Origin of the sequence: Pseudomonas sp. MMS21 TM103 (assembly GCF_022132145.1) — a bacterium.
In the GTDB taxonomy this organism is placed as follows: Bacteria; Pseudomonadota; Gammaproteobacteria; order Pseudomonadales; family Pseudomonadaceae; genus Aquipseudomonas.
This window is the reverse complement of record NZ_JAJISP010000001.1, coordinates 1,023,678-1,036,014: the sequence shown is the minus strand read 5'-3', so window position 1 is coordinate 1,036,014 and position 12,337 is coordinate 1,023,678. Positions and strand designations below refer to the sequence as shown.

12 protein-coding genes are annotated in these 12,337 nt (G+C 64.4%); 5 read left to right on the top strand and 7 right to left on the bottom strand.

The genetic code is table 11. From position 1 onward, the window contains the following. Positions 1-16 precede the first annotated feature (16 nt). The 4 genes from mutM (at position 17) to LJY18_RS04720 (ending at position 3,726) form a co-directional block, all read left to right on the top strand. Positions 17-829, top strand: coding sequence for a bifunctional DNA-formamidopyrimidine glycosylase/DNA-(apurinic or apyrimidinic site) lyase (gene mutM, locus LJY18_RS04735; protein ID WP_238040635.1), 813 nt, complete (start codon positions 17-19; stop codon positions 827-829). Positions 830-856: 27 nt separating this feature from the next. Next, positions 857-1,435: a lysophospholipid acyltransferase family protein gene (locus LJY18_RS04730; RefSeq protein WP_238040634.1), complete on the top strand. Its 579-nt coding sequence runs from the start codon at positions 857-859 to the stop codon at positions 1,433-1,435. A gap of 77 nt (positions 1,436-1,512) precedes the next feature. Then, positions 1,513-1,851, top strand: a complete 339-nt coding sequence (locus tag LJY18_RS04725; protein WP_238040633.1) for a multidrug transporter — start codon at positions 1,513-1,515, stop codon at positions 1,849-1,851. Positions 1,852-1,872: 21 nt separating this feature from the next. Then, positions 1,873-3,726, top strand: coding sequence for a Na/Pi cotransporter family protein (locus tag LJY18_RS04720; protein WP_238040632.1), 1,854 nt, complete (start codon positions 1,873-1,875; stop codon positions 3,724-3,726). Positions 3,727-3,819: 93 nt separating this feature from the next. Here the strand turns inward: LJY18_RS04720 and ggt are convergent, their stop codons facing one another. The 6 genes from ggt to LJY18_RS04690 form a co-directional block, all read right to left on the bottom strand. Beyond that, on the bottom strand, positions 3,820-5,541 hold the full coding sequence (ggt, locus tag LJY18_RS04715; protein WP_238040631.1) for a gamma-glutamyltransferase: 1,722 nt from the start codon (positions 5,539-5,541) through the stop codon (positions 3,820-3,822). Between the two features lie 4 nt (positions 5,542-5,545). Then, on the bottom strand, positions 5,546-5,797 hold the full coding sequence (locus tag LJY18_RS04710) for a YfhL family 4Fe-4S dicluster ferredoxin (RefSeq protein ID WP_238040630.1): 252 nt from the start codon (positions 5,795-5,797) through the stop codon (positions 5,546-5,548). A gap of 141 nt (positions 5,798-5,938) precedes the next feature. Next, complete coding sequence (gene coaD / locus LJY18_RS04705) at positions 5,939-6,418, bottom strand: pantetheine-phosphate adenylyltransferase (protein ID WP_238040629.1); 480 nt, start codon at positions 6,416-6,418, stop codon at positions 5,939-5,941. 111 nt (positions 6,419-6,529) lie between these two features. Continuing rightward, positions 6,530-8,125 (bottom strand): GMC family oxidoreductase, encoded by a 1,596-nt coding sequence (locus LJY18_RS04700; RefSeq protein ID WP_238040628.1) that lies wholly within the window; start codon positions 8,123-8,125, stop codon positions 6,530-6,532. 99 nt (positions 8,126-8,224) lie between these two features. Further along, the gene (locus tag LJY18_RS04695; protein WP_238040627.1) at positions 8,225-8,770 is read right to left on the bottom strand and encodes a twin-arginine translocation pathway signal protein; all 546 of its coding nucleotides are present in this window, start codon (positions 8,768-8,770) and stop codon (positions 8,225-8,227) included. A gap of 106 nt (positions 8,771-8,876) precedes the next feature. Then, positions 8,877-10,316 (bottom strand): coniferyl aldehyde dehydrogenase, encoded by a 1,440-nt coding sequence (locus LJY18_RS04690; RefSeq protein WP_238040626.1) that lies wholly within the window; start codon positions 10,314-10,316, stop codon positions 8,877-8,879. 212 nt (positions 10,317-10,528) lie between these two features. Here LJY18_RS04690 and LJY18_RS04685 point away from each other — a divergent pair, with 212 nt between their 5' ends. After that, complete coding sequence (locus tag LJY18_RS04685) at positions 10,529-11,188, top strand: TetR/AcrR family transcriptional regulator (protein ID WP_238040625.1); 660 nt, start codon at positions 10,529-10,531, stop codon at positions 11,186-11,188. 128 nt (positions 11,189-11,316) lie between these two features. Here LJY18_RS04685 and LJY18_RS04680 read toward each other — a convergent pair whose 3' ends face one another. Further along, on the bottom strand, positions 11,317-12,306 hold the full coding sequence (locus LJY18_RS04680) for a hydrolase (protein WP_238040624.1): 990 nt from the start codon (positions 12,304-12,306) through the stop codon (positions 11,317-11,319). Between the last annotated feature and the right edge of the window lie 31 nt (positions 12,307-12,337).

Genomic DNA, 12,337 nt, shown 5'->3' with positions numbered 1-12,337 from the left:
GCCCGATTGATTGCCCATGCCTGAACTGCCCGAAGTCGAAACCACCCGCCGCGGTATCGCTCCCTTTCTCGAGGGCCAGCGGGTTACCCAGGTGATTGTGCGCGAGCGTCGTTTGCGCTGGCCGATCCCGGAAGACCTGGATGTGCGCTTGTCCGGCCAGCGCATCGAGTGTGTCGAGCGGCGGGCCAAATACTTGTTGATCAAGGCCGAGACCGGCAGCCTGATCAGTCACCTGGGTATGTCCGGCAGCCTGCGTCTGGTCGAGTGCGGTCTACCGGCGGCCAAGCATGAGCATGTCGACATCGAGTTGGAGTCCGGCCTGGCGCTGCGCTACACCGACCCGCGGCGCTTCGGCGCGCTGCTCTGGAGCACTGATCCCTTGCATCACGTGCTGCTCAGCAAGCTCGGTCCGGAACCGCTGACCGAGTCGTTCGACGGCGAGCGTTTGTATCAGCAGTCGCGTGGCCGGTCGATGGCGGTCAAACCCTTCATCATGGACAACGCGGTGGTGGTCGGGGTCGGCAATATCTATGCGAGCGAAGCCTTGTTCGCCGCCGGTATCGACCCAAGGCGCGAAGCCGGTTCGATTTCCCGGGCGCGCTATATGACCCTGGCGGAACAGATCAAGCGCATCCTTGCCCATGCCATCGAGCGCGGCGGCACCACCCTGCGGGACTTCGTCGGCGGTGACGGCCAGCCGGGCTATTTCCAGCAGGAGTTGTTCGTCTATGGCCGCGGCGGCGAGTTCTGCAAGCGCTGCGGCACCACTTTGCGTGAGCTCAAGCTGGGGCAGCGCGCCAGTGTCTACTGCCCGCGCTGCCAGCGCTGACAGACGACAGCAACCGCCGAGGCCGAGATGTCCGCTAATTACCCGCCGCGCAACCGCCTGGCCGAATGGCTGGGATGTGGCGTCCTGAAGCTGATGGGCTGGCGCATTGAAGGCGAGTTGCCGAAGCTCGACAAGTTCGTGGTGATCGGTGCGCACCATACGTCGAACTGGGACTTTGTGATCTTTATCGCGGTCAAGTTCGTCCTGGGCCTGAATGTGCGCTGGTTTGGCAAGCAAACGATTTTTCGGCCGCCGTTTGGCGCTCTGATGCGAGCCTGGGGCGGTCTGGCGATCTTTCGCGATCGTCAGCACAACACCGTTGAGCAGGCGGTGCAGGCCTTTCGTGACCACGCACAGTTCATCCTGGTGCTGTCGCCCGAAGGCACGCGCAAGCAGGTTGCTCGCTGGAAAATGGGCTTCTACCACATAGCGCAAGGTGCCGGTGTGCCCATCGTGCTCTGCGCTCTGGATTATCAGCATCGCCGCGCGGTGATTGGCCCGACCTTCTGGCCCACGGGCGACGAGGCGGCCGATCTCAAGGAAATTTTCGCCTTCTTCCGGCCGTATATCCCGAAAAAACCTGAGTACGCTTTTCATGGCGATTGACGGACGTCACGCTGACAATTTCAAGAGCGCTGTTATAGTTACTGGCACTGACTCCTAATAGCTGAAGGATCGCCCTGATGAAACTGTTTCGCTCAACCGCTGTTGTCCTGGCGCTGACCACTGGCTTGCTGGCGCTGCCGGCACAGGCGGAAGTGGTGCAAAATTCCAGTGGCGATCCGCTCTACACGGCGGAGGCGCCAGGTGCCTTCTCGATGGTGGCGGATCTGCTGATTGCCCGTCCCTTGCTGATCGCCGCTACCGTGATCGGTGCCGGGGTATTTGTCGTGGCGTTGCCGTTCGCTGCCACCGGTGGTGGTATTGGTGAGGCCGGCCGGGCCTTGGTGGTCGAGCCGGGCAAGGCGGCCTTCGTGCGCTGCCTGGGATGCACCGGGGATGGTTACAACAAGCGTCAGTGATTGCCCATGACCGCGCACTGAATGCCTGAGTCCGACCGCCACCTGCATCTGCGATTACGGTCGCTCAGCTGGATTTTCCTGTTTGTCCTGCTGGCCCTGAGCTTCTGGTTCAGTGCCGGCTGGCTTGGCCTTTGTGCCGGCCTGGCACTGTTCCTGTTCGGCATGCAGTGCCTCGAGGAAGGGTTGCGCCAGTTGGCCGGCGGCAAGCTGGAACGCCTGCTGGCGCTGAGCACTGCCACGCCCTTCAAAAGCCTGATGTTCGGCGTGAGCGCCACCATGCTGGTGCAGTCCAGTTCACTGGTGTCGCTGCTGACCATCGCCTTCCTCAGTACCGGCCTGATCCAATTGGCGGCGGGAGTCGCCATCCTGTTTGGTGCCAACCTGGGCACCACCAGTGGTATCTGGCTGCTGGCCCTGGCTGGGCAGAACGTCAGTCTCGGCCCCCTGGCGTTGCCTTTGCTGGTGTTTGGCGTGCTCGGCAGTTTCACCGGGCCGAGAGGGCCTGCTGTCGGTCGGGTGGTCTTGGGTGTGGCCTTCCTGTTTCTTGGCATTGACCAGATGAAGACCGGCTTCTCCAGCGTGGCCGGCGACTTCAATCCCCTGCACTATCAGTTGCCCGGCATTGCCGGCCATCTGCTGTTTATTGGCGCAGGCTTGCTGATCACGGTGTTGCTGCAGTCCAGCCATGCCACCCTGATGCTCACCCTGACGGCCCTGGCGGGTGGCCAGCTGGCGCTGGAACAGGGCTTGGCAATCGCCATCGGTTCAAACCTGGGCAGTACGGTAACGGCGGTGATCGGCGCCCTCGGCGGTTCCCGTGCCGGACAGCGGCTGGCCCTGGCGCATGTGCTGTTCAACCTGACCACCGGCGTCCTGGCGCTGGCCCTGCTGATGCCATTGGCCCTGCTGGTGCAGTGGCTGACGGCGCCGATGGGCCTTGGTGGCAACCTGCTGATTCAGCTGGCGCTGTTCCATACCTTGTTCAACGCCATGGGCGTGAGCTTGTTCTGGCCGTGGCAAGGTTGGCTGGCGGATCTGCTGGAGCGCTGGCTGCCCGACCGCGAAGAACCCCGGGTGCTGATCACCGAGGTGGCCGAACCGGCGACTGAGCCGACGCGCGCCCGTTACCTGGACGACAGCGCCCTGGCCAGTGCCGATAGCGCGGCTCAAGCGGTGGTGCTGGAGTTGCAACACTTGGCCCGTCTCAGTCTGGAGGTGATTTGCCACGCGCTCTATGTGCCGGTGGATCAGCTCGAACGCAGTCGCCAGGACGAACGCCTGTTGAGCGCGCGCCCCGATCCGCGGGCGCTGGATGCCGAGCAACTCTATCAGCGGCACATCAAGGGGGTGTACAGCGACTTGCTGAGCTTCATGAGTCGCCTTGAAGTCAGTCTCGATGAGGCGCATCAGCACTTCTGGGTCAGCTGCCAGTTGGCAGCGCTGCAACTGGTCGATGCGGTGAAAGATGCCAAGCATTTGCAGAAAAATCTCGGTCGCTACCTGCGTCAGGACGACAGCAGTGCCCGTCAGAGCTATCTCGAGCTGCGTCGACACCTGCTCGGGGTGCTTCACGAAGTGCGCGAACTGGGCCAGCTCGAGCTGCCCGATACGCTCTGGGATGAGCGCCTGCATCTGCTCGACGAGGGCGCGGCCGACTTCGACAGCGCCTTTCGCCAGCGCTTGTTCGCCGCTGTGCGCGAACACCGGCTGAATGGCCAGCAGGCCAGCTCGCTGATGAATGATCTGGGCTATGTCAGTCGTATCACGCAGAGCCTGCGCAACGTGCTGCTGCTCGGGCAGGGCGAGGGTAACGAACTGTTCCGCCCGCTGCGCCAACTGGTGGACGAGGATGGACCGCTGATCCGGTCGGATTGAGACTCCGAGGGTTTTTGGCGAGTCGTGTCGGCGCCAAGCTGGGTTGCGCAGATTCCGGCGGCTGGCGCCGCTAACCTGGGCGGCCCGCCCAACCTAAGGGGCGCGGCGCAGTTGACCTGGCCTCATCACTACACTGGTGCCGACGCCGCGTGGGTCGCTGGCGGCTTCTACCCGCTGACTCGACTTGTCCCAGAACAGCACCTGCTGGTTGCCGTAGCTGCGCTGCAGAACCTTGAGCTGATGGCCGCGGGCGCGCAGGGCGGCGCTCTGTGCCGGGCTGAAGGTGTTCGGTTCGTGCTCGATCAGATCCGGGCGATATTGATGGTGATAGCGGGCAACACTCGGCCAGCGGGCAATCGGTTGGCCGTCGAGGTACTCGAGCATCGCCAGCAGCACCATGCTCGGGATGCGGCTGCCGCCAGGGGTGCCAAAGCTGGCGAACTCGGCGGGGCTTTCGATAAAGCTCGGGCTCATGCTCGACAGCGGGCGCTTGCCGGCGGCGATGGCGTTGGCCGGGCTGCCCGCCAGGCCGTAGGCGTTGGCGCCCTGGACATCGGCGGCGAAGTCGTCCATTTCGTCGTTGAGCAGCACGCCGGTGCCGGGCGCGATGAAGGCGGCGCCAAACGGCAGATTGATCGACAAGGTTGCGGCCACTGCATTGCCGTCGGCATCGAGCACCGAGAAGTGGGTGGTATGGTCGCCTTCGTGCCAGCCACCAGCGGGTGGCAGGCTGTCGCTGGGCGTGGCTTTATCCGGATCGACGCTGTCGGCCAGTTGTTTGATGTAGCTCGGCGCGAGCAACTGCTGCTGCGGATTGGCGACGAAGTCCGGGTCGCCGAGCAGGCCGCGATCGCGGTAGGCACGGCGTAGCGTTTCGACGACAAAATGCGTGCGTTGCCCCGGTTCGGCCTGGCGCCAGGGCAGTTGTTGCAGAATCAGCAGGCTCTGCGCCAGGGCCAGGCCCCCCGCCGACGGTGGCGGCGCGCTGATCAGCGCGCGACCGTCAGCCAGGGGCACGCGCAAGGGTTGGCGATCGACGATCCGGTACTCGGCCAGGTCGCGCATAGACCAGATGCCGCCAGCAGCACGTACGCCGCTGACCAGCTTCTCGGCGATTTCTCCGGCGTAAAAGCCGGCATGGCCGTCGCGGGCCAGGCGTTCGAGGGTCGTGGCCAGCTCCGGCTGACGCAGCAGGGCGAACTCTGCGGGGATCTCGCGTTCATCGTCGAGGAATATCCGTGCGCTTTCCGGGTCGTCACGCAGGGCGGCCAGGCGCCATTTCGCCCGTTCCCGGTAGACCCTGTCGATGCTCACGCCGTCGCGGGCCAGGCGAATCGCCGGCGCCAGTGAGTCGTTCAACGGCAGGCGGCCGAAGCGTTCAGCCAGCACCACCAATGCGGCGGGCAGTCCGGGAATGGCGGCGGCCAGCGGGCCGTTGAGCGATAGCGCTTTCTGCACCTCGCCGTCGCGCCGGTAGAGGTCGGGGTGGGCAGCCAGAGGCGCGCGCTCGCGGGCGTCGAGAAAACGATAGCTGGGTTGTTCGCCGGCAGCGCGCAGCAGAAAGAATCCGCCGCCCCCCAGGCCCGAACTGTAAGGCTCCACCACCGCCAGGGCGGCGCTGATGGCGACCGCCGCATCGAAGGCATTGCCGCCCAGGGTCAGGGTTTCCTGGCCGGCGACAGTGGCGGCGGGGTGGGCGCTGGCGATGGCCGCCCGTCCGGGCTGTTCGGCGGCTTGCAAGCCCAGGGCGAACAGCAGCAACAGCGAGCTGGCGAGCAGGCGCCAGGGCACCGCACCGCGACTCAGGCGGCGCATGGCGTCAAGCCTTGCCAGTAATGATCAGGTACTTCTCCATCAGCTCGTCCTTGCTCTCGATGTGGTTCTCGTCGAGCGGGATGCAGTCCACGGGGCAGACTTGCTGGCACTGCGGCTCGTCGTAATGACCGACGCATTCGGTACACAGGTTGGGGTCGATCACGTAGATCTCTTCACCCTGGGAGATCGCGCCGTTCGGGCACTCGGGCTCGCAGACGTCGCAGTTGATGCAGTCGTCGGTGATGATCAGGGACATGGAATAAACGCTCCTGTCGCAGCCGCAGGCGACGACATTTTCAAACAACAATAGGCAGATAACGATGGGCGAATTGTGCCGGATTGTTGGGGCGTGCGCCATGTGTGGGCGGACTGGCCCGCCCGCACATGGCGCACGGGTTCAATGTTTGAAACGCTCGTGCAGGGCATCGGCCACGGCAGGATGGACGAATTTGCAGATATCACCGCCCAGTGCGGCGATCTCGCGCACCAAGGTCGAGGAGATATAGGAGTATTTTTCCGACGGAGTGAGGAACAGGCTTTCCACATCAGGCGCCAGCTGGCGGTTCATGTTGGCCAGCTGGAACTCGTATTCGAAGTCCGAGACCGCGCGCAGGCCGCGCAGAAATACATTGGCGCCTTGCTCCTGGGCAAAGTGCGCGAGCAAGGTGGAGAAGCCAACCACCTCGACATTCGGCAGGTGCTTGGTCACCTCGCGGGCCAGTGCTACCCGTTGCTCGAGGGGGAACAGCGGGTTTTTCTTCGGGCTGGCGGCCACCGCAATGATCACGCTGTCGAACAGGCGCGCGGCGCGTTCGACCAGATCGCCATGGCCCTTGGTGATGGGGTCGAAGGTGCCTGGGTATAACACTCGATTCATCGTGACGTCCTGGCGGATCCGTAAGGGAGTCGGATGGTAGCGCAGCGATGAACTGCGGCCAAGTCAGGCGTGTGCCCCACGCGCCCGGCGCGACTCGTGAGTGGCCGGCTATCAGGCGTGCTTGAGGCGCTCGGCCAGTTGGGTCGCGAGTTTCGCGGTCAGGCCGTAGATCGACAATTGCGGGTTGGCGCCGATGCTGGTGGGGAACAGCGAGCCGTCATGGATCGAAAGGTTGGCCAGCTGGTGATGCCGGCCCAGGCTGTCGGTGACCGCCTGGCGCGGGTCTTCGCCCATGGCGCAACCGCCCATGACATGGGCGCTGCCCAGGCGGGTTCGGTAAATTTCCAGGCTCAAGCTGTCGATCAGGCGCCTGGCTTCGCCCAAGGTCTTCACGTAGCCGGCGTCGGCATGCAGCGGTAACACCGCCTTGGCGCCGGCGGCAAACTGGATCTCGGCCATGCTGTGAAAGGCGCGGCGCACGCCATCCCAGGTGTAATCGGTCATTTGATAGTCAAGTACCGGACTGCCGTCGCCGCGCAACTCGACAGTGCCTTCGGCGCTGTCCGGGTGGAAGCCGTCGCGCAGCAGGGCCAGCATCACGTTGGTGTGGGGCAACTGCTCCATGCGCAGGGCGTTGTCGACGCCGAAGCGGCCGAGCAGGGTGGCGGTCAGGGCCGGTTGCAGCGGCGGTACTTCGAGCTTGTAGGACAGGCGGCCAGCCGTGCCGTCATCCCACTGGAAGTGATCGGAATAGATCGATTGCGGCGCGCCATAGAAGGGGTTGATCACCTGCTCGAATAGCGCCGCGGAGAAGTTCACCAGGTGCAGGAAGGTGCGCTTGCCGGTGCGCTGGTGTGGGTCCGGCGCCTTGGAGCGCAAGAGAATGCCCGGCGTATTGATGCCACCGCCAGCCAATACATAGTGCTTGGCCTTGACCCGGATCTTGCGGCCGTTCGGCGCCACGCTAAGCTCGTCCATGCCCAGGCACTCGATGCCGGTAACTCGCTCGCCGTCGAGCAACAGACGGTCGGCGCGGGCCAGATAAAGCAGCTCGCCGCCTTTGTCCAGGGTCGCCGGGATGGTGGTGACCAGCATCGACTGCTTGGCGTTGGTCGGGCAACCCAGGCCGCAGTAGCCGAGGTTCCAGCAGCCGCGCACGTTGCGCGGGATGACATGCCACTGGTAACCGAGTTTCTCGCAGCCGCTGCGGATCACCTCGTTGTTGGCATTGGGCGGCACGGCCCAGGGGGCGACGCCCAGGCGTTGTTCCATCAAGGCAAACCAGGGCGCCATTTCTTCCTCGCTGTGGCCGCTGACACCATGTTCCCTGGCCCAGTGCTGCAGGGTCGGCGCGGGGGTGCGAAAGCTCGAGGTCCAGTTGATCAGGGTGGTACCGCCCACCGCGCGACCCTGCATGATGGTGATGGCGCCATCCTTGCTCATGCGGCCGATGCCTTCCTGGTAGAGACTGGCGTAGGCCTCGGCCTCGAGCATCTTGAAGTCGTCGCTGGTCTTCAACGGGCCTTCCTCGATCAGCAGGACCTTGAAGCCGGCGGCGCTGAGGATCTCCGCCGTGGTGCCGCCCCCCGCGCCGCTGCCGACGATGGCGACATCGGCTTCCAGGGTCAGGTCGTTGTCCAGGCGCGAGCCGTTATGGGTTTTCCAGCCGCGGGCCAGGCCTTGCTTGAACATGTCGGGTACGGGCATTTCGAATTCTCTTGGTGTTCTGGATCGCGGTGGTGGCTCTGTGCGGGGTATCGCGTGGCTGATCCTGCGCGGCCCGCCCCATCCGTCGTGTGTGCAGGGCTAGATGCTGGGCGGCCCGGGATAGCCGCAATGCGACCAGGACTCGGCGCGGCTGTACCAGCTCATCATCACCAGTTGCAGCAGGGAGGCATGGCCCATCTGCAGCAGGCCGATGGAGCTGTGCTGCCAGCGCTCGAGAAAGGCACGCACCTCGCTGGCCGAGGCCTTCTGCCAGCTGCCCCAGACCCCGGTCAGTGGGCCGCGGGTCAGTGGCATGGCCAGTACGTCGAACAATTGCACGGTCAGCTTGAGCAGTTCGGGCGACAGGTGGTTGAGGCTGTAGTCGAGGCTTTCGAGGGTGCCGCTGACGGCCTGGGGCATCATTGCTGGAGCCACCGCGCCTTCCAGCATCACCGGGATCAAGGTCGTGAGGAAGGGCAGGTCGGATTCGCGGATCACGCTAAAGCCGGCCTTGGGCGTGCTGGCCGAGCAGCCGCTGAGGCTGGCGGTCAGCCCGGCAGTGGCGAGAAAGGCCGAGCCGAGCAGGCCGACTTGCAGCAGGTTGCGTCGCGACAGATGCGGACCGGCAAGCGTGGGATCATTCATTGTTGTTATCACCCGCATGATTTGTAGGAGCGAGCTTGTTGGCGATCAGGGGCTCAGTCGGCGGCCGTGAATCGCCCGCAAGGGCCAGGCGTACTCGCTACAAGATTTAGCGTACGAACAGTTTGTAGACCAGCTTGTGCAGTGTCTTGCCATAGGGTGGATAGATCAGCTTGGCGGCATTGAGGCGTTGCTTGACCAGCACGCCCTTGGCCTTGCTGAAGGTCAGGAAGCCTTCGTGGCCGTGGTAATGACCCATGCCGGATGGGCCGACGCCGCCGAACGGCATGTCGTCCTGGGCTACGTGCAGCAGGGTGTCGTTCAGGCACACGCCGCCGGAATGGGTCTCGTGCAGCACGCGCTGTTGTTCGCCCTTGTCGTAGCCGAAGTAGTAGAGCGCCAGCGGCCGGGGGCGCTGATTGACGTAAGCGAAGGCCTGTTCGATGCCCTCGTAGGGGACGATCGGCAGCAGCGGGCCGAAGATCTCGTCCTGCATGATGTTCATCTCGTCGCTGACATTCAGCACCACGGTGTGCGGCATGCGCCGGCCCTGAGTTTCGGGGTACAACGCAACCAGGGTCGCGCCCTTGCTCTCGGCATCGCTCAGGTAGCCGTTGAGGCGTTGCTGCTGGCGTTCGTTGATGATCGCGGTGTAGTCGGGATTGTCCGCAAGCTGCGGGTAGAAGCCCAGTACCGCCTTGCGGTAGGCCTCGACGAAACCCGCCACGCGGTCTTTCGGCACCAGCACGTAGTCCGGTGCCACGCAGGTCTGCCCGGCATTCATGGTCTTGCCGAAGGCGATGCGTTCGGCGGCGTCGGCCAGCGGCACCTCGGCGGAGACGATGGCTGGCGACTTGCCGCCCAGCTCCAGGGTCACCGGGGTCAGGTTCTCGGCAGCGGCGCGCATCACGTGCTTGCCGATGCTGGTGGCGCCGGTGAACAGCAGGTGGTCGAAGGGCAACTTGGCGAAGGCCATGCCGACCTCCGCCTCGCCCAGTGCCACGCTGACCAGGTCCTCGGGAAACACCTTGGCCAGCAGCTCCTTGATCAGTTGCGAGGTGGCCGGGGTCGACTCGCTCATCTTGATCATCACCCGGTTGCCGGCCGAGAGCGCGCCAACCAGCGGGCCAATGGCCAGAAACAGCGGGTAGTTCCACGGCACTATGACGCCGACCACGCCGAGCGGCTGGTAGATCACCTTGGCCGAGGCCGGCAGGAACTGCATGCCGACGCTGCGCCGCGAAGGTTTCATCCACTTCTTGATGCGTTTGCTCGCGTAGTGGATGCCGTGCAGGCTGGGCATCAGTTCGGCGAGCAGGGTCTCGTCGGCCGAGCGGTTGCTGAAATCCTGGGAGATCGCCTGGACCAGCGCCTCGCGTTGGTTGCTCAGCAGCTCGCTCAGGGCCTTGAGCCACATCAGGCGCTGCTCGGCGGACGGCATCGGGTTGGCCTGGTACGCCTGGCGCTGCAGGGCGAAGCTGGTTTCCAGCTGGCTGATCTGCTGCTGGCTGTGTTGCGGGTCTTGTAGATAGGCGATGTCGGCGGCCATGTGCGATTCCTCGGCATTGCAGTCCTGTCGACCCGAAGCGGGGAGGCCTGCGGAAAGGGTGTGCTGGATTTTTAGAGCAATTACTCTAATCTGTCAAATGAGAGAGCTGCCAGGCGAATCGTCAGTCGTTGTCCTGAGGCGCTACCTGGCTAGCCTATTGCGCACGCCACCCTGTACCTTTGCCGGGCACTTGCAGTCGAGATCGAGCAGTTATGGCAACGCCACCGAAAACCCGCGAACGCATCATCGAGGCCAGCCTCGAGCTGTTCAATGCCCAAGGCGAGCGCAGCGTCAGCACCAACCACATCGCCGCGCACCTGGGCATTTCGCCGGGCAACCTGTACTACCACTTCCGCAACAAGCAGGCGATCATCGCCGAGCTGTTCGGCCAGTATGAGCGCCACGTCGACAGCTTCCTGCGCCTGCCCCCCGGCCGGCCCATGAGCATAGACGACAAGACCTTCTATCTGGAGGCGTTGCTCGCGGCGATGTGGCACTACCGCTTCCTGCACCGCGATCTGGAGCATCTGCTCGACAGCGACCCCGAGCTGGCCGAGGGTTACCGGCTTTTCGCCCGGCGCTGCCTTCAGGGTGCGCAGGAGATTTATCAGGGCTTCGTCGAGGCCGGCATCCTGCTGATGAATCCCGCGCAGATCGAGGCGCTGACGCTCAATGCCTGGATCATCATGACCTCCTGGGTGCGTTTCCTCTGCACCACCCGCAGTCAGTCCGGAGAGCTCAGCGAAGCTATGTTGCGCCGTGGCATCTATCAGGTGCTGGCCCTGGAAGGTGGCTATATCGCGCCGCAGGCGCTGGATGCGGTGGATGCCCTGTACCGGAAGTTACATGTGCCGCTGGAGCAGGTGATCTGACTCGATAAGCTCGCAGGGTGGAGCGTCGCGTAGGGTTTTCCACCGCTCGGCACCGGGGCAGGTCGCTGACGACCCGCTGTCTGCCTGGCGGATGGTGGACAAGCTGCGCGTTGTTCGCCGTGCGGGCGTCAGTCGGCGACCTGCTCTGCCAACCACTGCGGAATGCGTCGCTCCAGGTAGTAACCCGGTCGCCGCGGCGAGCCGTCGATAAAACCGACATGGCCGCCATGCTCATGCAGCTCGAACTGGGTGCTGGGCGACAGTTCGCCGGCCTCCGGCAGGCTGTGGCGGAACACGAAGGGGTCGTCGGCGGCCTGGATGAGCAGGGTCGGGGTGGCGATGCTGCCCAGGAAGTAGCGACTGGACGACCGCTTGTAGTAGTCCTGGGCATCGCTGAAACCATGCAGCGGTGCGGTGATGCGCCCGTCGAAGTCCCAGAAGGTGCGCATGCCGTCCAGCGCCCCGAGGTTGTCCAGGGTGGACAGGCGATCGGCCATGCCCTGGTGGGCGAACAGGCGCTGCTTGGTCTTCACGTAGGCGACCATCTCGTTCATGAAGTGCGCCTGGTAGATCCGCGAGAAGCCCAGGCCGAGGCGATCCGCGCATTGATCCAGGCGAAACGGCACCGACACCGCGGCGGCGCCTTGCACCAGGCTGTCGCCGCCGGTTTCGCCGAGGTATTTGAGCAGCACGTTGCCGCCCAGTGAATAGCCGACGACATACAGCGGGGTCATCGGTCGTAGTGCGCGCAGGTGGCCGATCGTCTCGGCGAGGTCGTCGCTGGCGCCGGAGTGGTAACCGCGCGCCAGCAGGTTGGGTTCGCCCGAGCAGCCGCGCCAGTTCAGCGCCACGCTGGCCCAGCCGCGCGCCGCCAGGGCCTGTTGCAGACCGAGCACATAGTGCGAGCTGGATGAACCGGTCAGGCCGTGCAGCACCAGCACCAATGGCGCCGTCGCCTCATGCGGGCCGTGCCAGTCGAGGTCGAGAAAGTCGCCGTCCTCCAGCCACAGGCGTTCCCGCCTGCGCTGCAGGCGTGGCGGTTTGCGGCACAGCGGGTTCCACAGGGTCTGCAGGTGCGGACCGGGTAGCCACCAGGCGGCTTTGAAGGTCGGATTCATAGGTTCATTCAAGACCAATCGACAGCATGTT